The 19,345-nt window shown below is 35.5% G+C and carries 18 protein-coding genes; 11 read left to right on the forward strand and 7 right to left on the reverse strand.

Annotated elements, in window-relative coordinates:
- The 3 genes from C1631_RS08990 to sucC all read left to right on the forward strand — a co-directional run bounded on the left by C1631_RS08990 (position 1) and on the right by sucC (position 2,989).
- Positions 1-387, forward strand: coding sequence for a DUF423 domain-containing protein (locus tag C1631_RS08990; protein WP_103249944.1), 387 nt, complete (start codon positions 1-3; stop codon positions 385-387).
- Between the two features lie 2 nt (positions 388-389).
- A complete protein-coding gene (locus C1631_RS08995) occupies positions 390-1,667 on the forward strand; it encodes a chloride channel protein (protein ID WP_109711759.1) in 1,278 nt (425 codons plus the stop codon).
- A 131-nt stretch (positions 1,668-1,798) separates the two neighbouring features.
- Positions 1,799-2,989 carry an ADP-forming succinate--CoA ligase subunit beta gene (sucC, locus tag C1631_RS09000; RefSeq protein WP_034694875.1) on the forward strand — a complete coding sequence of 397 codons (1,191 nt, stop codon included), beginning with the start codon at positions 1,799-1,801 and terminating at the stop codon, positions 2,987-2,989.
- 202 nt (positions 2,990-3,191) lie between these two features.
- Here the strand turns inward: sucC and C1631_RS09005 are convergent, their stop codons facing one another.
- The gene (locus C1631_RS09005) at positions 3,192-4,079 is read right to left on the reverse strand and encodes a mechanosensitive ion channel family protein (protein ID WP_109711761.1); all 888 of its coding nucleotides are present in this window, start codon (positions 4,077-4,079) and stop codon (positions 3,192-3,194) included.
- Between the two features lie 97 nt (positions 4,080-4,176).
- On the opposite strand from C1631_RS09005, the gene C1631_RS09010 reads away from it, so the two are divergent.
- Positions 4,177-4,812 carry a peroxiredoxin gene (locus C1631_RS09010; protein ID WP_109711763.1) on the forward strand — a complete coding sequence of 212 codons (636 nt, stop codon included), beginning with the start codon at positions 4,177-4,179 and terminating at the stop codon, positions 4,810-4,812.
- Positions 4,813-4,909: 97 nt separating this feature from the next.
- Here C1631_RS09010 and C1631_RS09015 read toward each other — a convergent pair whose 3' ends face one another.
- The 3 genes from C1631_RS09015 to C1631_RS09025 form a co-directional block, all read right to left on the reverse strand.
- A complete protein-coding gene (locus C1631_RS09015) occupies positions 4,910-5,500 on the reverse strand; it encodes an outer membrane beta-barrel protein (RefSeq protein ID WP_109711765.1) in 591 nt (196 codons plus the stop codon).
- 314 nt (positions 5,501-5,814) lie between these two features.
- Positions 5,815-6,330 (reverse strand): hypothetical protein, encoded by a 516-nt coding sequence (locus tag C1631_RS09020; protein WP_103248362.1) that lies wholly within the window; start codon positions 6,328-6,330, stop codon positions 5,815-5,817.
- A gap of 91 nt (positions 6,331-6,421) precedes the next feature.
- Positions 6,422-8,701, reverse strand: a complete 2,280-nt coding sequence (locus tag C1631_RS09025) for a TonB-dependent siderophore receptor (protein WP_109711767.1) — start codon at positions 8,699-8,701, stop codon at positions 6,422-6,424.
- Between the two features lie 181 nt (positions 8,702-8,882).
- On the opposite strand from C1631_RS09025, the gene C1631_RS09030 reads away from it, so the two are divergent.
- Positions 8,883-9,938 (forward strand): Gfo/Idh/MocA family oxidoreductase, encoded by a 1,056-nt coding sequence (locus C1631_RS09030; protein WP_109711769.1) that lies wholly within the window; start codon positions 8,883-8,885, stop codon positions 9,936-9,938.
- Positions 9,939-10,081: 143 nt separating this feature from the next.
- Here the strand turns inward: C1631_RS09030 and C1631_RS09035 are convergent, their stop codons facing one another.
- Positions 10,082-11,977 (reverse strand): ABC-F family ATP-binding cassette domain-containing protein, encoded by a 1,896-nt coding sequence (locus tag C1631_RS09035; protein WP_109711772.1) that lies wholly within the window; start codon positions 11,975-11,977, stop codon positions 10,082-10,084.
- Positions 11,978-12,174: 197 nt separating this feature from the next.
- Between C1631_RS09035 and C1631_RS09040 the strand changes: the two genes are divergently transcribed.
- Complete coding sequence (locus tag C1631_RS09040) at positions 12,175-12,687, forward strand: 5' nucleotidase, NT5C type (protein ID WP_103247931.1); 513 nt, start codon at positions 12,175-12,177, stop codon at positions 12,685-12,687.
- Positions 12,688-12,735: 48 nt separating this feature from the next.
- On the opposite strand, the gene C1631_RS09045 is transcribed toward C1631_RS09040, so the two are convergent.
- Positions 12,736-13,599: a glycoside hydrolase family 25 protein gene (locus C1631_RS09045; protein ID WP_103247929.1), complete on the reverse strand. Its 864-nt coding sequence runs from the start codon at positions 13,597-13,599 to the stop codon at positions 12,736-12,738.
- Positions 13,600-13,664: 65 nt separating this feature from the next.
- Here C1631_RS09045 and C1631_RS09050 point away from each other — a divergent pair, with 65 nt between their 5' ends.
- The 5 genes from C1631_RS09050 (at position 13,665) to deoC (ending at position 18,152) form a co-directional block, all read left to right on the forward strand.
- Complete coding sequence (locus tag C1631_RS09050) at positions 13,665-14,927, forward strand: NAD(P)/FAD-dependent oxidoreductase (RefSeq protein WP_103247928.1); 1,263 nt, start codon at positions 13,665-13,667, stop codon at positions 14,925-14,927.
- Positions 14,924-15,595, forward strand: a complete 672-nt coding sequence (gene trmD, locus C1631_RS09055; RefSeq protein ID WP_109711774.1) for a tRNA (guanosine(37)-N1)-methyltransferase TrmD — start codon at positions 14,924-14,926, stop codon at positions 15,593-15,595. Before C1631_RS09050 ends, trmD begins: the two co-directional genes overlap by 4 nt.
- Before the next feature lie 374 nt (positions 15,596-15,969).
- Positions 15,970-16,905 carry an endonuclease/exonuclease/phosphatase family protein gene (locus C1631_RS09060; protein ID WP_109712342.1) on the forward strand — a complete coding sequence of 312 codons (936 nt, stop codon included), beginning with the start codon at positions 15,970-15,972 and terminating at the stop codon, positions 16,903-16,905.
- A 28-nt stretch (positions 16,906-16,933) separates the two neighbouring features.
- Complete coding sequence (locus tag C1631_RS09065; protein ID WP_002976659.1) at positions 16,934-17,404, forward strand: Lrp/AsnC ligand binding domain-containing protein; 471 nt, start codon at positions 16,934-16,936, stop codon at positions 17,402-17,404.
- A gap of 4 nt (positions 17,405-17,408) precedes the next feature.
- Complete coding sequence (deoC, locus tag C1631_RS09070; RefSeq protein ID WP_109711776.1) at positions 17,409-18,152, forward strand: deoxyribose-phosphate aldolase; 744 nt, start codon at positions 17,409-17,411, stop codon at positions 18,150-18,152.
- Positions 18,153-18,203: 51 nt separating this feature from the next.
- Here deoC and dusB read toward each other — a convergent pair whose 3' ends face one another.
- A complete protein-coding gene (gene dusB / locus C1631_RS09075) occupies positions 18,204-19,199 on the reverse strand; it encodes a tRNA dihydrouridine synthase DusB (protein WP_103247923.1) in 996 nt (331 codons plus the stop codon).
- Between the last annotated feature and the right edge of the window lie 146 nt (positions 19,200-19,345).

Genomic DNA, 19,345 nt, shown 5'->3' on the forward strand with positions numbered 1-19,345 from the left:
ATGAAAACAATTACTTTAATTTTTGGAGCAGTTTACGGAATGGTTTCTGTAATCCTTGGTGCTTTCGGAGCACACGCTTTAAAGAAAATATTAGCCGTGGAAAGACTGGAAAGTTTTGAAACAGGGGTAAGATATCAGATGTATGCAGCTTTTTTCCTGCTGATCATCGGATATATCTTAAAATTTGAAACTTCTGCCGAGAGATGGACTTCCATTTTGATGATTGCGGGAACATTATTATTCTCAGTGAGTATCTACTTCCTGAGTATGCAGGATTACCTGGGAATGAATCTAAAATTTCTGGGACCTATCACGCCACTTGGAGGTCTGATGATGATCTTAAGCTGGGGAATGCTTATTCTTTATTTTGCTAAAAATAAGATCTAACAATGAAAATTAACAGAAGAAGACGATTAATACGAACATTTAATCTTTTAGATCAGCCTATCAGATTCAACCCGTTTGTATTCAGCCGTACTTTTTTTATGTGGGCCATTACAGGTCTGGTAGGTGGTATTATTGCTGGCGGATACTGGATTGTTTTGGAACATTTTACAGAATTTCTTGCTGAATTTCAGGGATGGCAGGTGATTCCTACGATGGCCATCTGTGGTTTGCTGGCGGGTCTGGTGATTCACTTTATCGGCGATCCGGGAGAAATTCATCTTATCGTAAACAACATCAGATTTAATAAAGGAAAACTGGAACCGAAGAACAATCCTTCCATGATTTTATCCTCACTTTTTTGTGTGGCTTCAGGAGGAAGTTTAGGCCCGGAAGCTCCCTTGGTTCAGGTAACAGGTTCCACAGGTACATATCTGGGAAAAATTTTCAGACTGAAAGGAGAAGAACTGCGTTCCCTCAGTATTGCAGGGATGGCCTCAGGTTTTACGGCATTATTTGGTGCTCCCCTCGGAGGGAGTCTTTTCTCTCTGGAAATCCTGCACCATAAACATGCCGTTGAATATTATAAAGCCATTATTCCGGCTTTGGTGGCGAGCTGCTTCAGTTACCTGATGTTTGCATTGATTATCCATTTGGGAATCGGGGCAACCTGGGATCTGAAGGCTTACCATTATACAGGAGTGTACGATTTTTTATATGCAACTCTATTTGGAGTGGTGGGAACTTTCTTTGGATGGATTTTTATTTTTGTCGTCAAATTCTTCAAAACAGTTTTTGAATACAGGAATTTTCCGATCTATATCAAAACTCTTGTTGGGGGAATTATTTTAGGGGTAATTGCCTACAATTTCCCGATTACAAGATACTTTGGCCATAACGAAATCAATCAGCTGATTGGTGGAAACTTTGGATTAAACTTCCTGATTCTTATTCTTGTTTTTAAAATATTGGCGATTGCCATTACAGTGACTTCAGGATGGAGAGGAGGATTTATTATCCCGCTGTTTTTTGTAGGAACAACTCTTGGATTAATTATTCATAATCTATTTCCTTCTGTAGATAATACGTTGGCGATTGTAAGCTGTATGGCAGCCATCAATGCCTGTGTAACCAGAACACCAATGAGTACAACGATTATTTTGGGAACACTCACAGGATTTACCTATTTTGTGCCGATATTATTTGCCAGTCTGACAGGATATTTTCTGGCTCCTAGAATTCCGTTTATCGGATCTCAATCTGAGAAATTAGCGGAAGAATAAGGATAAATTGAATGATATGTTAAAAATCAAGTCAGTTGGACTTTAAATTTTAGGTCAATAAACTTGAACTTCCATGTCTTTTTAGTAAATTTGTCAACCTTTAAATTTTTAAATAAAATAATAAAAATAATATGAATCTTCACGAGTATCAATCAAAAGAGATTTTATCAAAGTACGGAGTAGCTATCCAACGTGGTTTCGTTGCAAACAACGTAGATGAAGCTGTAGCAGCTGCTGAAAAATTGACTGCTGAAACCGGAGCACAGGCTTGGGTTGTAAAAGCACAGATTCACGCAGGTGGACGTGGTAAAGGTGGGGGTGTTAAGTTTTCTCCAAATATGGACAAACTTAAAGAAAACGCTCAGAATATCATCGGAATGCAGTTGGTAACTCCACAAACTTCTGCTGAAGGTAAAAAAGTACACTCTGTTTTGGTTGCAGAAGATGTTTATTATCCTGGAGAATCTGAAACTAAAGAATTTTATGTTTCTATTCTTTTAGATAGAGCTGAAGGGAAAAATACGATCGTATATTCTACTGAAGGGGGTATGGACATTGAGCACGTTGCAGAAGTAACTCCTCATTTGATCCACAACGAATTGATTGATCCAGCTATTGGTCTTCAAGGATTCCAGGCTAGAAAAATTGCTTTCAACCTAGGTCTTGAAGGAAATGCTTTCAAAGAATTTGTGAAATTTATTTCATCTCTTTACAATGCTTATACAGGAATTGATGCTTCTCTTTTTGAAATCAACCCGGTATTAAAGACTTCTGACAACAAGATCATTGCGGTAGATGCTAAAGTAACTTTGGATGACAACTCGTTGTTCCGTCACAAAGATTTAGCTGAACTTAGAGATACAAGAGAAGAAGATCCAATGGATGTTGAAGCTGGTGAAGCTGGTCTTAACTTCGTAAAACTGGATGGTAACGTTGCTTGTATGGTAAACGGAGCTGGTCTTGCAATGGCAACTATGGATATCATCAAATTATCTGGTGGTAACCCTGCTAACTTCCTTGACGTAGGTGGTACAGCTGATGCTCAGAGAGTACAGACTGCTTTCGGAATCATCTTAAGAGATCCAAACGTAAAAGCTATTTTGATTAACATCTTCGGAGGTATCGTAAGATGTGACAGAGTTGCTCAAGGGGTTGTAGATGCTTACAAAGCTATGGGTAGCCTTCCGGTTCCATTGATCGTAAGATTACAGGGAACTAATGCTGTAGAAGCTAAAAAATTAATTGACGAGTCTGGTCTTCCGGTACACTCTGCAATCACTTTAGAAGAAGCTGCAAACAAAGTAAAAGAAGTTTTAGCGTAAGCTGAAATTTTCAGATAAATAAAGAAACCGTTTCATTTTTTGGAACGGTTTTTTTGTTGGTACATGAAGGGCACAGTTTTGTAATAACTTCAGCGGAAATGTACTATTGTAATCCTAACAGGTTTCAAAAACCTGTTAGGTTTTATTGGTCACCATAAAAACCACCTCAGTTTGAGGTGTTCTTTATTTATATAGGTTTTTGTTACTTATCCTGATGGCTTTCCTGTAAATTACTCTCGCCGCTGGTAATACTGATGCTCGTAGGGGTTACCAGCTGAATTTTATCAGCATCAAAACGTTCTTTAATACCTAAATAGGCTTTACTTCTTACCTGAGCCAGATTAGCTCCGATCTTAATCCAGAATTTGACCTGAAGATTGAATGAACCTTGTTTCAGATCAGTGAAGATTACTTCCACAGTATCTAGTTTATCCACATTATCGAGATTTTTGACAACATCCAGAATCCCTTTTTGAGCTTTGCTGATATCTTCGTCTGCAGGAATTTCAAAATTTAAAATAATCCTGCGTTGCGGAGAAGCGGTGATGTTATAGAATGGGGCATTGAAGACTACCTGATTAGGGATGTAGGCCTTTTTCCCATCGTCCGTAAGGATTTTTGTAGTAAGAAAACCGATTTCCTGTACTGTTCCCGAATGAGCTCCGATAGTAATGTAATCTCCCACCTTAAATGCCTTATCAATTCCAATAAGCATTCCTGAAAAGATGCTGGAAACAAGATCTTTTAGAGCAACCCCAGCAATAACCCCGGCAACTCCTAAACTTCCGATAAACTTCCAAAGAAATCCGCTGAAACCCATAATTTCAAGGGAAATAAAGGTCCCCATCAGCATAATGAGGAATCTGAATATACTTATTAAAGTAACCAAAGAGCTTTCTTTTTGGCTTTTGGGGAAAAATTTGTGAAAGAGTTTTACGGCGACAATACTTAAGTATTTACTGGTGATAAGAAAAAAAGTAAATACTAAAATTCCGACAATTAGTTTCGGGGTAAGTTCGGCAAATGTCACATACCAGCTTTCCAATACCTTATAAACAAGGTCTACATAGCTGAGCCCGGTTTTCTGCATGATTATTTTTTTTTAAATAAATATATAAATTTTCATCAAAAATTTTGCCAGTATCAAAAAGTCTACTAAATTTGTAGACTAACAAATGCAAAGTATTATGTCAATTAAACTAGGAGATACAGCACCCAATTTTCAGGCAGACACCTCTTTAGGGGAGATCAACTTTCATGATTACCTTGGAGATTCCTGGGGAATTTTATTTTCGCACCCTGCAGATTATACACCGGTTTGCACGACAGAGCTTGGATATACCGCTAAGTTGCGGTCTGAATTTATTCAAAGAGATACAAAAGTAATTGCATTAAGTGTGGATGGAGTAGAAGACCATCAAAACTGGATTAAAGATATTAATGAGACTCAGAATACAACGGTACTCTTTCCTATAATTGCAGATAAAGATAGGAAAGTTTCTGAATTATATGATTTTATTCATCCTAATGCTTCAGTAACCGCTACAGTTCGTTCCTTGTTAATTATTGATCCTGCAAAGAAAGTAAGATTGATTATTACCTATCCTGCTTCCACAGGCCGGAATTTCAATGAGATATTGAGAGTGCTGGATTCCTTGCAATTGGTAGATAAACATACGATTGCGACTCCGGTGAACTGGGAGAATGGTGACGAAGTGATTGTACCACTCAATATTTCTACAGAGTATGCCAGGAAGATATTTCCAAAAGGCGTGACGGAAGTAAAACCTTATTTACGATATACTCCCCAACCCAATATATAATTTATTTATTTGATTTTTTATAGTTTAGTTTTAATTTGTACGAAAATCGCCTCGAAAAATTTTCGAGGCGATTTCAATTTTTATAAGTATTCAGTAATTACTTAACGTCGTTGATGATTTGCTTTCCTTTAGACGTTGGAAGATAAATCTGGAATCCTAAACCAAAAGTAATTTTGTTAGTGTATCCACCGCTTCCGAATCCTGCGTTAGCATCATATTTAACTAAACCTTCTAATCCAATGTTTGGAGTAATGAAGTATGAATAACCAGGACCGAATCCAAAGTTAAGTCCGTTCGAAGAAGATCCTCCTTTAGAAATTGACGTTCCTCCAACCCCTAAATTACCTTCTAGGAACCATCTTCCGTGGTGTAATAGATTGTTTACTCCTTGTTCACCAGGATTAAGATAGTAACGACCTAATGCTCCTACGTTATACGTGAAAGTAGTGGGTGCATCCTTAGCTCCTTTAAAACCTAAATCCACATAACCCCCAATAGCAATATTGTCTTCAATAAAGTAAGCTCCTTTTGGCTGAATATTGAAATCATAACCACCTCCTTTGTTTAAACCGAAGTTGGCGCCTGCAAGGTTACCACCTACCATCCAATTACCTTTCTGAATCTGAGCGTTTGCAGTTGCTGTTAAACCTGCTACGGCTAATATCCCTGTTAAAATAAGTCTTTTCATAATTTATTATTTTAATAATTAAATGTTTATTATTCACGAATTATAGAAAAAACAATAAATGTGCCAGACTCTTAATTTTAGACAATTTTTCAGAAAAAGTGTTAATAATTGGTGTCATTTAATTAGTGGTTTTTTAACATTATTATTAGTAATCTCACAATAATATATAAAAGTCATAAAAGGCAAATGAATAATGAAGTGAAATTATTGAAAGGTAAATGAATGGAGTTTTTGCTTTGTTGACCTGTAAACTTATCAATTCACTTTCAATTATTAGTAAAATATTCACAACTTATATCTTATACTTTAATTTTTTAAACAAATAAAAGAATAAGTGAAATAATCAAACCGACTATGGTAAACTTAATTCCACGTTTGAAAGCTTTAGTTTTAGGGTTAAACATCCAAAAACTGGAAATAACAAAGAAGAAAAGAGCTACCCCGAAGAATACACTTAGAGGAGAAATAGCATCCTTAGACTGTGATTTGTGAAGAGAAACCATTTTATCCAATACAAATGGGAGCTCCATTTTAGAATATTGTGCCTTCCCTGTTGCTGCATCATAAGTTCCCTTTTTGAAATAAAGAACACTCCCTTCCGTTTTTTCTACTTCGAGACCCTTCATCTTCAGTTCTTTTTTCAACTGCTTTTCAGTAAGATCTTTAGCAATGGTTTTTTCATACTTTTTTTCGTTTTTCAAAAAATCAGTGTCTCTGTACACCAGAAGAATTCCACTTAATGCATACACAGCCATAATACCTGCCAGAAAATAGCCCAGATAACGGTGTGTGATTCTCATGAAACTTCTCGTGTCTTTAATCTTATCCATATTGTTTTTGTTTTGTTTTTTAAATTTTAAAAGTGGAAACTGCAAAAATGCAATTTCCACTTTTAATGAAAGAATTATTATAAAAAGAACTCTAGAGTCTGTATGTCAGTGTGAAATAGTAGTTTCTCGGAGTGATAGGATTCACTGAATAATTTTCATGAACATTGTAGTTGACCACATCAAATAGGTTACCCACTCTTCCCTGAATAGAAAATTTCTTCCACTCGTAGCCAACAGATACAGAAACAGTTGTGTAGTCTTTGAGATCAAACATTCTACTCACGTTATTTCTACTTGTGTTTGTAGATTTTGTATCATTCCACCCTGCTATTCTGTCTCCGATGTAGTAAATTCCCGCTCCGATTTTTAAACCTTTTACATAGTTTGTAAATTTATAAAAAACGGAAGCGTTTGCTGTTGTAGCTGGTGTTCTTACCAGTCTTTGTTTTTCAATATATCCCTTTTCCGGAGTATCAAGGTAAACAGAATTATTATAAGAGAAACCTCCGATGATAGATAAGTTTTCTGTCGGATTTCCCGTAATGTCTAATTCCACACCACGGCTTCTCATATTTCCAGCAAATTCTTTAAGGTTTGTATCTGTTGAATTTACAGGTACTGCATTGGGTGTAGTTGTAGGAATGAACCAATATGTTTGATAATAATTGTTGTACATAATCTGGTAAGCTGTTAGGTTAACCGCTAAAGCATTGTTCCAGAAATTTTTTTTAATACCAATTTCATATTGATCAACTGTTGATGGTTTTATGCTTTGTCTTGATAAAGTAAGCAACTGATTCTGAATTTGCGGAACCGTTTGATTAGTGTTTACTGTATTGAATTGATCTGAAGTATATCCTGCATTTGAAGCAAACGAATTGGTATACGTTGCAAAAACCGAAAGGTTTTCATTAGGAGCATAGACCAACCCTACTTTTGGGGAAAATGCATTATCCGAAGTTGAAGAATTTGCTACTTCAAATTTTTCATTAGTTGCAAAACGAGTTGTTAACGTAGGCATATTTTCTACATAAGACCATCTTAATCCGGCAATTACCTTAAGTTGTTTCGTTAAGCTGATAAAATCTTGTGCATAGATCCCAATTCTTCTTGTATTGATTCTGTTTCTTGTATTAAGGGTAGAATTGGGCATGCTAATACTTGCCCATGTTGAAGGATCATCTAAATATAGCGTATTTTTTGGATCTGTAACATTATAAGCATAGGCATCCGCCTGGCTGTAATCTGCATCTGAACCAATCAAAACCTTATGGTTGATTTTTCCGGTATTAAATTCACCATTGATGTTTACTTGCGCAGAAGTATAATTTTGTTCATTGTATGTTTTACCAAAAGGTCTGTTCCATGAAAGTCTTGTAGCAGTAGGTGAGCTGTAGCCCCATTGAACTCTTTCAGAAGAAAAATAATCTTTCGTATAGTTTTGGTATGAAGCTGTAGCATTTAAAGACCATCTTTCATTAAATTGATGATTAAAAGTTACATTTGTAGAAGCTTGCTGTACGTTTTGATATTGCCAGTCAGTTCCAAAGAAAACGTTTCTGGAAAAACCATCATTTAATCTGTAACTTTGGTCTCTTTCAGTAATGGACCCAAGTCCGAAATCCGGAGTAAAATTATTTTTAAGATAATCTGCCTCAACAATTAATTGAGATTTCTCACTTAAATTAAATAAGAATGAAGGATTAAAGTAATATTTTTCAGACTGCACAACATCTCTGAAACTTTCAGCATATTCATAAGCTCCGTTTACTCTGAAAGCAATATTTTTAGATAAAGGACCATAAATATCAACAGTTGGTTTATAAGAATTCCAGCTTCCGCCATTTAGTCCTATACTTCCGCCAAAATTGAATTTAGGCTTTTTCGTAATCATGTTAATAATACCACCGGCAGCTGTATTTCCGTAAAGCATTGCGTTGGCTCCTTTTAAAACTTCTACTCTTTCTAAACCACTTACTTCAGGGAAAACACCACTGTTTATTCTTGATCCATTCTTGAAAATATTATCATTTCCCAAAATAAAACCACGCCCCCCAAAGCTGTCCTGAGAATTTCCTCTGGATGAAGTAATATACATTCCGTTTACATTCTGAAGAACATCACTGAGCTGCTTTGCCTGTTGTTGTTCAATGATCTCATGAGTAACAATTGCAATAGGCTGAGGAGTTTCCATTACGGTCAGACTAGACTTTGTAGATAATGGTCTCGCCTGATTCGGATTTCCCGTTTTGTGAAGATTGATGTCTTCAATCGTTTGAGTTCTGATAGTGTCTGCTTCAACGTTTTTTAGCTGTGAACTTGCTGAAACAGCGATCAATAGAAGACCTAAAGAAAGTAGTTGTCTTTTCATTTTATTTTTATGTAGAACAGTTTTAAATAAGGCGCAAATGTAAGTATTTGTTTAGAATAGATAAAAATAATTTTATGATTTTTGTCATATCTTTTGTGGTAGCTAAGTGGATTGTTTCTAAAGGTATTACACAAGGGCAATCATCCGGTTTTTATGAATATATTTGTTAAAAAAATAGAATATGCAATTGGTAAAAGCAGGGCTTTGTGCCTTTGGAATGAGCGGGAAAGTGTTTCATGCACCTTTTTTGAAAGAACATCCGGGGTTTTTCATTTCTGCGATCGTAGAAAGAAGTAAAGAAGAGTCAAAAGAAAAGTATCCGTCTGCAAAAATTTATCGCTCCATAGAAGAGATGCTTCAAAATGCAGATATTGAGTTGGTGATTATCAATACTCCGGTTCAAACTCATTACGAATATGCTAAAAAGGCATTGGAAGCAGGAAAAAATATTGTTGTTGAAAAACCTTTTACTGTAAATGTTTCAGAGGCAGAAGAATTGGTGCAGTTGGCTGAAGAAAAAAGATTGTTTCTTAGTGTATATCAAAACAGAAGATTTGACCGTGATTTCCTGCAGGTACATAAGATTCTCAATGATGGAAAACTAGGGAACATCAAAGAAGCAGAAATCCGTTTTGACAGATTCCGTACTATGCCAAGTGGAAAACAACATAAAGAAGATCCTGATCAGATAGGTTCAGGGTCTCTTCATGACCTTGGTGCTCATTTGGTAGATCAGGCCGTACAGTATTTTGGGTATCCTGAAAAACTTTTTGCAGACGTATTTTCGATGAAAGGCGCTGAGTTTGCAAACGACTATTTTGAAATCCTGTTATACTATAGAAATAATGTAAGGGTAAGATTGAAATCATCTGTCTTCACTAAAGAAGATCATTATGCTTATAAGATTCATGGAGACAAGGGAACCTTCCTGCAAGAAAGAACCGATAATCAGGAAAATGAATTGGTAGCCGGAGCAATTCCTGTGTATGGAAAAGAATGGACACAACCCTTAAAGGATACAGATGGAATTTTAAATATTCTAAATGAAAATGCAGAAACGGAAAGGATATTGACTTCCAGTGAAGCTGGAAACTATATGAACTATTACCAACAGATTTATGAACACATTGTTTTCGGATATGATTTGCCATCTCCCGGAAAAGAAGTTATTCAGAATATGAAAATCATTGATGCTTCTTTGGAAAGTACAAAAGAAGAAAAGATAATAAAGTTATAAATGATAGATTATGAATGATGGGTTGATTTTAAGTTAAAAAAGTTTGGGTTGGTTAGTATCGGGGAAAAAGTCTTTACTTCCAAATCCTCCGGTACCCGAACCGCTCCATTTCTCAACCCATCATTCATAATATTATAGAGAAATTATAGTTCTTCCTGAAGTTCCAGCCATCTCATCTCATGATTTTCCAGAGTTTCAGATACGGTTTCCAGTTCTGATGAAAGTTTGGCGATCTTTTCATAATCTGTTTCGTTATTCAGCATATCCATAATCTTGGCACGTTGCACTTCCAGTTCAGGCATTTCTTTTTCAATCGTTTCTAATTCTCTCTGCTCTTTGAAAGTTAATTTTCTTTTTTTAGATTGAGATGCCTGTGTAGCTTCCGGAGTAGAAATAATTTCTTTTACAGGCTCAGATTTTGACGCAGTATTTTTTTCCAAAGCCTCTTCACGACTTTTTGCTTCTCTGTATTCCGAGAAATTACCAACAAAGTCTCTGATCTTACCATTCCCCTCAAAAGCCAGAACATGGTCTACAATTCTATCCATGAAATATCTGTCGTGAGAAACGATAATTAAAGATCCCTGGAATTGTTGCAGGAAGTTTTCAAGAACCGTTAATGTAGGAAGGTCCAGATCATTCGTAGGCTCATCAAAAATCAGGAAATTAGGATTCTGATAAAGAATATACATCAGGTGTAATCTTCTTTTTTCACCTCCTGATAACTTTGAAATAGGATTGTATTGTGTCTGATCGTCAAATAAGAATAATCTCAGGAACTGCGATGCAGAAAGACTTTTTCCATTAGCTAAAGGATAAAATTCTGCAATTTCTTTAATAAAGTCGATAACACGTTCATCTTCTTTGTAGGTAAGGCCTTTCTGGGAAAAATAACCGAAAGAAATAGTTTCTCCTGTTTCTATCTCTCCCTTATCAGCTCTTTCAAATCCCTGAATAATATTTAAAAGAGTAGATTTTCCGGCACCATTTTTTCCAACAATTCCTACTTTTTCACCGCGTTGAAACTGATAGCTGAAATCTTTTAATAAAACTTTGCTTCCAAAGCTTTTATCAATATTCTTTAATTCAAGGATTTTATTCCCCAGACGTTTCATTTCAAAATCCAGTTCCAAACCATCCTTTCTGGTGTCGGTTTTAGCTATTTTTTCCGTTTCATAGAAGGAATCTATCCGGCTTTTTGATTTTGTAGTTCTGGCTTTGGGTTGTCTTCTCATCCACTCCAATTCCTTTCTGTAAAGGTTATTGGCCTTATCAATGGTAGCATTAAGATTCTCCTCACGGATCATTTTGTTCTCCAGATAGGTGGCATAAGAACCATTATGCGTATAAAGGTTTCCGTCTTCCATCTCCCAGATAATATCGCAAACGCTATCAAGGAAATATCGGTCGTGAGTCACCAGTAATAAAGTGATTTTTGCTTTATTCAGATAATTTTCAAGCCATTCTACCATGTCTACATCAAGGTGGTTGGTAGGCTCATCCATGATCAGTAAAGTATGTCTGTGCTCTGCCCGGGTTTCTGTCAATAGTTTTGCCAATGCAACACGCTTGATCTGTCCTCCGGAAAGAGTTCCCATTTTTGCTTCCAGATCTGTGATCTTAAGCTGGGAAAGAATTTGCTTCATTTCATTTTCCAGATCCCATGCTTTGTGCACTTCCATATCAGCCAGTGCTTTTTCGATAAAATCATTGTCCGTAGAATGAAGGGATTTGTGATAATTTTTTAAAGCAAGAATAGGAGCAGAATTCAAAGTCATCATGAACTCCTCAATATTTAAATTGGGATCATAATCGATTTCCTGGTCAAACAAAACTACCTGGATATCCTTGTTAATGATTGCAGTACCACTGTCTGTAATTTCTTTCCCCATTAATATTTTCAGAAGGGTGGATTTTCCACTTCCGTTTTTGGCAACAATAGCGATCTTGTCTCCTTCATTGATGTGAAAAGAAATGTTTTCGAACAAAACTTTAATACCGTAAGATTTGGTAAGGTTTTCGGCAGAAACGTAATTCATTGGAAATTAATGGTTTGATTTTGAATATGAATTGAATCGCAAAAATACGAAAATGTAACCAGAAAATTTTCCGGAACTTCCTTTATAAAAATGAATATTTATAATTTTTTAATAGACTGTGTCCATTGCCTGAAAAAAGTATTCAGTACATTTGATAGATAAAATAATCAATCACAAATAAAATCTGATTTAAAATAATGAAAAAAGTAATTGTCGACATGGATGGGGTAATGGCAGATGTATATCATCAGCTGATACAATTTGAAAAAAGAGACTCGGGACAAGAAATAGAGATCAGTAACTTAGCAGGTAAACCCGAAATAGAAGCATTTCCTAATGGTAAAAAACATGTGAATGAAATCGGGTTTTTCAGAACCCTGCCCCTTATGAAAGGCAGCCGTGAAGCTATAGAATATTTGAACAATAAATATGAACTGTACATCGTATCTGCAGGGATGGAATTTCCCAATAGTTTACGAGAAAAATATGATTGGCTGGCTGAGCATTTTCCGTTTATTACATGGGAACAGATTGTTCTTTGTGGAAGTAAAAGAGTAGTGGCCGGAGATGTAATGATTGACGATTACCCGAAGAATTTAAATCATTTTGAAGGAGAAAGATTCATTTTTACCCAACCTCACAATGAGCATATAGAAAACGAAACCTACAAAAGGGTAGATTCCTGGGCGGAAATTATGAATATTTTATAAAACAAACATGAAAAAGCACAGGAAGGTAGTATTTGCTATCTTCCTTTTTTAATCCAATGTGAGCCTTCTCAAAGACCATGAATTTCCATTGTAAATGTCCAGGTCAACTTTGGTATTGATACCATGAACAATTCCGTTTTCAGTAAACTGCCAGAAATCCCATTGATCATCCGGAGATGGAGTGGGAACATCATTGTAATTGGCGAGCCATAAAGGATAATCATTAAACTCACCTTTCATGAAATCTTTATAATAATGGTAATACGTATAGATGATCGGTTTTTTACCATACGTTTCCTCCACAATCTTACACCATACTTTTAAGTCTTCTACCAGTTTCTTGTTGGTCTTTCGTTTTGGAATTTTTTCAATATCCAGAATAGGAGGGAGATCTCCACTTTCAAGTTTCACATTAGCCAGAAAATTGTTAGCCTGAATGACAGGGTCTTCGTCTGCTCTGTAAAAATGATAAGCTCCTCGAATCAGGTTATGCTTTTTGGCCTTCTCCCAAAACTCATCAAAATGTTTATCTGCACTTTTGTTTCCCATCGTTGCACGCATCACAACAAACTCCAGAGGAATTGTTTTATTGCCTACACTTAAGCTGTCCCATTTGATATCTTCTTTGTTCTGATAATGCGAAACATCAAAGCCGTAGGTTTTATCAAGGTTGTTACTCAGTATTTTTTGAATTCTTAAGGCTTCTTTTTCACTGTTATGAAGCTTTTTATGAGTGAATTTGTTAAAGTACAAGGCATAATAGTAACTGATGGATTGTTTCAGATAAAAACCGGTTCCAATCAAAGCAACAATTAAGATGGCCAAAATCACTCTCCGACGGAAAAAATAATTCTTCCGTCTGTTTTTATGAACCTGTTTGGCAGTTTTTTTGGTGTACTTTCTTTGTGTCATAAAGTTTTGCAAAACTAACTTTTTTCACTTCTAAATGCTAAATAAAATCAGTAAATTTGTGTATTATGGAAACACGCGAAAAAATCATCATTATTGGAGGAGGATTTGCGGGGCTGCAGCTTGCAAAAACATTGAATAACAAGAACAAAAAAGTAATTGTTCTGGATCGGATGAATCACCATATGTTTCAGCCGCTTTTTTATCAGGTAGCCTCCGGAAGGATAGAACCTTCCAATATTTCTTTCCCCTTCAGAAAGATTTTTCAGCAGTCCAGAAATACACAGTTTAGAATGACAGATGTCAGAGAAATTGACACTGCCAATAACAGGATAATTACTGATGAAGCCGAATTTACATATGATAAACTCATCATAGCAACAGGCTGTAAAACTAATTTTTTCGGAAATAAAGAACTTGAAGGGAGGGCTTTCGGAATGAAAAATACCCAGGAAGCAATCAGCATCAGGAATCATGTACTGATGACTTTTGAAAAACTGATCCTTGAGAAAAGCCGAAGTGATGATGGAAACTGGAATATAGTAATTGTAGGAAGCGGACCTACCGGGGTAGAACTGGCAGGAGCTTTTGCCGAAATGAAAAAAGATATTCTTCCAAGAGATTATCCTTACATGAATTTTGATCATCTGAAAATTATTCTGGTAAGCTCTACCGAAAAGCCGCTTGCTGTAATGAGTACGGAAGCTCAGGACAAATCTGAAAAATATCTCAAAGATCTTGGAGTAACTTTTATGAGTGGAGAAGTTGTGACAGATTATGACGGAGATAAAGTACATTTGAAAAGCGGAAAAGAAATTCCGTCCAATAATGTAATTTGGGCAGCCGGGGTTACCGGAAATGTTGTGGGAGGATTTCCTGAAGAAAAATTAGTAAGAAACAGGTATATCGTAGATCGATATAATAAAATAAAAGGTTACGAAAATATCTATGCAATCGGAGATATTGCCTATATGGAAACTCCTAAATATCCACAAGGGCATCCTCAGGTTGCCAACGTAGCCATTAATCAAGCAAAGAATTTAGGTAAAAATCTTTTAAAGAAAAATCAGGACGAATGGAAAGAATATGAATACGATGACAAAGGCTCACTGGCAACAATCGGAAAGCACAGAGCTGTTGTAGATTTGCCATTTATTAAATTTCAGGGCTTTTTAGCATGGTATTTCTGGATGTTTCTCCATTTAATGCTAATTTTGAGCGTTCGAAATAAGCTTGCCATATTCTTCAACTGGATGTGGAGCTATATCAACAAAGATTCTTCTTTAAGATTAATTATTATACCTACTAAGAAAAACGAAACATTACAATGAGAATTGATATCATAAGCGTACTTCCTGAATTGATGGAAAGTCCATTCAAAACCTCTATTTTAAAAAGAGCTATGGATAAAGGATTGGCAGAAGTACATTTTCATCATCTGAGAGATTGGGCGATCAATAAACACAGACAAATAGATGATGAGCCTTATGGAGGCGGCGCGGGGATGGTGATGATGGTGGAGCCATTGGATAAATGCATATCTGAACTTAAAGCGCAACGTGACTATGATGAAATTATATATCTGACACCGGATGGACTTACCTTAAATCAAAAGATTGCCAATACCCTTTCCATTAAGAAAAACCTTATTTTTCTGTGTGGCCACTATAAGGGAATTGATCAAAGAGTAAGAGATCTTCACATCACAAAAGAAATATCTATAGGAGATTATGTTCTTACAGGAGGTGAACTGGCAGCATGTGTTCTTGCAGATTCTGTAATCAGACTCCTTCCCGGGGTTTTAAATGATGAGCAGAGTGCTTTAACAGATAGTTTTCAGGATGATCTTTTGTCACCACCTATTTACACCCGACCTGAAACCTATAAAGGCTTAGAAGTCCCAAGAGTTTTATTAAGCGGAAATTCTGCAAAAATTGAAGAATGGCGTCATGATGAAGCGGTAAGGATAACTCAGGAAAAACGCCCTGATCTGCTTTAAAAAACAATACCATTTATTCAATCGCTATTTTTTTACTTATTCCTTTTAATAATGGATTGAATGGAATAATATTTGTTATATGAGTTAATGGAAAGAAAAATATTAGTGATATTGGTTTTAGATTGAAATTTTTTTTTCATTATTTTGAATTTTGCGTAGGTCTTTAATTTCGATTTATAGCGTTAAAATTGAAAATAATTGAAAATTTAATTTAATATGGCTTGTTTTATTGATTTTTTTGTTATATTTGAAGTGTTTCTTAATGATAAAAATATTCCATTAAATAATAAAATGATCAGTGAAATTCGAAAAATAATTATAAATTTACATTTAAAGAAAAGAACAAAATAATTAAAGTATAGAAATTAATGTTGATGGAACTGTTCTCTTTTTATAATGTTGAAAATTTATTCTTACCGGATCCGAAACCTGTCCACAAATTAGATCCTACAAAGTCAGGCTTAAGGAACTGGGATGAAAAGAGATATGAAAACAAGCTTTTTAAGATCTCACACGTATTTCAATTGATGAAGGAGGATAGTGGTGTATTGCCATTTATGATAGGGTTGTCTGAGGTTTCCGGAAGGAAAGTTTTAGAGGATCTTGTAAAAATGGAACCTTTCAATGATGAATATGGAATTGTACATTACAATTCTATGGATGAAAGAAAGGTAGATGTAGCAATGTTATATGATAAAAATAAAGTAGAGGTTATAGATTCTGAAACCATTACTTTCTTTTTTGAAATAATAAATAAAAACACAGGGAATTACGACACAACCAGAGACGTTCTTTTTTCAAAAGTTAAGTATAAAGGGGAAATTATTAATGTATTTATCGCGCATCTTCCCTCTAAGCGTGAGAAAGATATTAATAAACCTAAAAGATCCTTCATCCTGGCTGAAATCCGTGAACGGATTTTGAAAATTGTAAATTCTGATAAAGAACATGTCATATTGTGTGGTGATTTTAACGAAAACCCGGATGATGAAAATTTAGTACAAATTCTCTATGACAACGATCATGAGAAGGTTATGATGAACCCTTTTCAGGAGTTGTTTTCTGCAAGAAATTATTCTACTTTTCATTATAAGTCTGGATTGCTGTATGATCAGATTATTATGTCAAGATCTCTTCTTGATAATAATACACTGGTTTTTCAGGATGCCCATATTTTTAATTCTGAAAAAATCAGCAGCAGAACCAGAAATTTTGAAGGAAGACCCTTCCGAACTTATGCCGGTACCCGGTATTTAGGAGGATATAGCGATCACTTTCCGGTCTTTGTAAAATTAAAAAGTTTACAGTAAAAAAACATAAATAATAAAAAAGTAGAAAATGAAAAATTCGAGCAACACAAGCTATCATTTAGATTCAATCGACAAGGAAATCATCTACATGTTGATGGATAATGCTAAAACTTCATTAGCACACATCTCAAAAAATGTAGGAATTTCTACAACAGCAGTACATCAAAGAATTAAGAAACTGGAGCACGCGGGGGTTATTGAAAACTCAATTTCATTCCTTAATCCTAAAAAAATCGGATATAAGGTGATCTCTTATATCGGTGTATTTTTGGATCAGCCAAGCCATTATCCGGAAGTAGTAAAATCTTTGCATGATATTAACGAAGTGGTAGAAGCCCACTATACAACGGGAAATTATACAATATTTCTGAAAGTTCTTTGTAAAGATAATGATCATTTGATGCAAATCCTTAGCAAACTTCAAAAGTTGAAGGGGGTAACAAGAACAGAAACTTTTATATCTTTGGAACAAGGTATATATAGACAATTGAAAGTATAACGATATGAACACAGCACAATATTTGGATTCAACTTATCTGAAGACTCCTGAGCAATCAGGGATTTCAAACGAAGAAACACTTCAAAAAGATAAAGAACTGGCTCAGGAAGCAATTGATAATGGTATTTTTGCCGTGATGATTCGTCCGGATTATGTATCAGAAATCAAAAAATATATCCAGGAAAGAAATTCAAATGTTGCAGTAGGAACCGTAATCGGGTTCCATGAAGGAACGTATTCAGTTGATGAGAAGCTTGCAGAAGCATCAAAAGCAATTGAGGATGGTGCAGATGAGCTTGATTTTGTGATTAATTACAATGCTTATCTTCAGGGAGACATAGAATTGGTTAAAAATGAATTTATTGCATGTTCACGTTTATCACTGGAGCATCATAAAGTTGTTAAATGGATTATTGAAATTGCAGCATTAAGTGATGCGCAAATCGCTGATCTTACCAAAAATATTTCGAACTGGGCAGAAGAGAATTTTTCTGAAGATGATGTATCCAGAATTTTTGTAAAATCATCTACAGGATTCTATAAAACTACTGACGGAAAACCTAACGGAGCAACATTCGAAGGAATAAAAATTATGTTGGACAACGCAGGGAAACTTCCTGTAAAAGCAGCAGGAGGAGTGAGAACTCCCGATGATGCTGAGAAGATGATCAATATGGGCGTCAAAAGAATTGGAACTTCTTCGGCATTAGCTTTAATTAAAAATGAATCTTCATCAGAAGGATATTAAAAATAAAATTCAATAAAAAAAACCATCAATCCAATTGATGGTTTTTTATTTTTATACCTGAGCCTGATATTCTTCGTAGAATTGTTGGGTTTCTTTAATTAAGCTGTCCATTTCTTCCAATGTAAAAACTTCCAGAAACTTCTTCCTGAAATCTTTGAAATGAGGAATTCCCCGGAAGTAATTGCTGTAATGTTGTCTCATCTCTACTAAGCCCAATCTCTCTCCTTTCCATTCTGCACTCCATTCCGCATGTTGGCGCACCGCCAATAGGCGATCGGAAATTGTAGGGGCAGGTAGGTGTTCACCTGTTTTAAAGAAATGTTTTATTTCATTAAATATCCATGGATACCCAATGGCTGCACGCCCTATCATGATTCCGTCGCATGCATATTTTTGTTTATACTCCAATGCTTTTTCAGGAGAGTCTATATCACCATTTCCAAAAATTGGAATTTCAATATTTGGATTTTGTTTTATTCTTGAAATATGTTCCCAATCTGCTTCTCCCTTGTACATCTGTGCACGGGTTCTTGCATGAATCGTAAGGGCTTTGATTCCTGTTTCCTGTAAACGTTCTGCGACTTCATCAATATTAATAGATGTACTATCCCAGCCTAAACGGGTCTTAACAGTTACTGGCAGATGAGTAGAGCTTACCACAGCTTTTGTAAGACGAACCATAAGATCTATATCTTTCAAAACACCTGCACCTGCCCCTTTACAAACTACTTTTTTTACAGGACATCCAAAGTTAATATCTACCAAATCCGGATTTACTGTTTCAACAATTCTTGCAGACATGGCCATTGCTTCTTCATCTCCGCCAAATATTTGTATTCCGACTGGTCTCTCATAATCAAAGATATCCAGTTTCTTACGGCTTTTGATGGCATCACGGATTAAACCTTCGGAAGAAATAAATTCCGAATACATTAAATCTGCACCGTGCATTTTACACAAACGTCTGAACGGAGGATCACTTACGTCTTCCATCGGAGCCAGCAAAAGTGGAAATTCCGGCAGTTCTATCTTGCCTATTTTTATCATGGTGCAAATTTACAAAATTCTAAACATTCCAAAATATGATAATATCTATTAGTGTGATCTTGTTGTGTAGAAAGATTTAGTATTATGATAATGAGAAGGTTATGTAAGTGATGAGTACTGATGGTATTACCAGGTTATTCAGGAAC

The organism is Chryseobacterium phosphatilyticum, assembly GCF_002899825.2.
Classification (GTDB): domain Bacteria; phylum Bacteroidota; class Bacteroidia; order Flavobacteriales; family Weeksellaceae; genus Chryseobacterium; species Chryseobacterium phosphatilyticum.

Excerpts from the sequence above, each read along its gene's own strand:
- sucC (WP_034694875.1), top strand. The coding sequence starts at position 1,799 with ATGAATCTTCACGAGTATCAATCAAAAGAGATTTTATCAAAGTACGGA.
- C1631_RS09060 (WP_109712342.1), top strand. The coding sequence starts at position 15,970 with ATGGAACTGTTCTCTTTTTATAATGTTGAAAATTTATTCTTACCGGAT.
- C1631_RS08995 (WP_109711759.1), top strand. The coding sequence starts at position 390 with ATGAAAATTAACAGAAGAAGACGATTAATACGAACATTTAATCTTTTA.
- C1631_RS09045 (WP_103247929.1), bottom strand. The coding sequence starts at position 13,599 with ATGACACAAAGAAAGTACACCAAAAAAACTGCCAAACAGGTTCATAAA.
- C1631_RS09050 (WP_103247928.1), top strand. The coding sequence starts at position 13,665 with ATGGAAACACGCGAAAAAATCATCATTATTGGAGGAGGATTTGCGGGG.
- C1631_RS09005 (WP_109711761.1), bottom strand. The coding sequence starts at position 4,079 with ATGCAGAAAACCGGGCTCAGCTATGTAGACCTTGTTTATAAGGTATTG.
- C1631_RS09015 (WP_109711765.1), bottom strand. The coding sequence starts at position 5,500 with ATGAAAAGACTTATTTTAACAGGGATATTAGCCGTAGCAGGTTTAACA.
- C1631_RS09065 (WP_002976659.1), top strand. The coding sequence starts at position 16,934 with ATGAAAAATTCGAGCAACACAAGCTATCATTTAGATTCAATCGACAAG.
- C1631_RS09020 (WP_103248362.1), bottom strand. The coding sequence starts at position 6,330 with ATGGATAAGATTAAAGACACGAGAAGTTTCATGAGAATCACACACCGT.
- trmD (WP_109711774.1), top strand. The coding sequence starts at position 14,924 with ATGAGAATTGATATCATAAGCGTACTTCCTGAATTGATGGAAAGTCCA.
- C1631_RS09040 (WP_103247931.1), top strand. The coding sequence starts at position 12,175 with ATGAAAAAAGTAATTGTCGACATGGATGGGGTAATGGCAGATGTATAT.
- deoC (WP_109711776.1), top strand. The coding sequence starts at position 17,409 with ATGAACACAGCACAATATTTGGATTCAACTTATCTGAAGACTCCTGAG.
- C1631_RS09035 (WP_109711772.1), bottom strand. The coding sequence starts at position 11,977 with ATGAATTACGTTTCTGCCGAAAACCTTACCAAATCTTACGGTATTAAA.
- C1631_RS09010 (WP_109711763.1), top strand. The coding sequence starts at position 4,177 with ATGTCAATTAAACTAGGAGATACAGCACCCAATTTTCAGGCAGACACC.
- C1631_RS09030 (WP_109711769.1), top strand. The coding sequence starts at position 8,883 with ATGCAATTGGTAAAAGCAGGGCTTTGTGCCTTTGGAATGAGCGGGAAA.
- C1631_RS08990 (WP_103249944.1), top strand. The coding sequence starts at position 1 with ATGAAAACAATTACTTTAATTTTTGGAGCAGTTTACGGAATGGTTTCT.
- C1631_RS09025 (WP_109711767.1), bottom strand. The coding sequence starts at position 8,701 with ATGAAAAGACAACTACTTTCTTTAGGTCTTCTATTGATCGCTGTTTCA.
- dusB (WP_103247923.1), bottom strand. The coding sequence starts at position 19,199 with ATGATAAAAATAGGCAAGATAGAACTGCCGGAATTTCCACTTTTGCTG.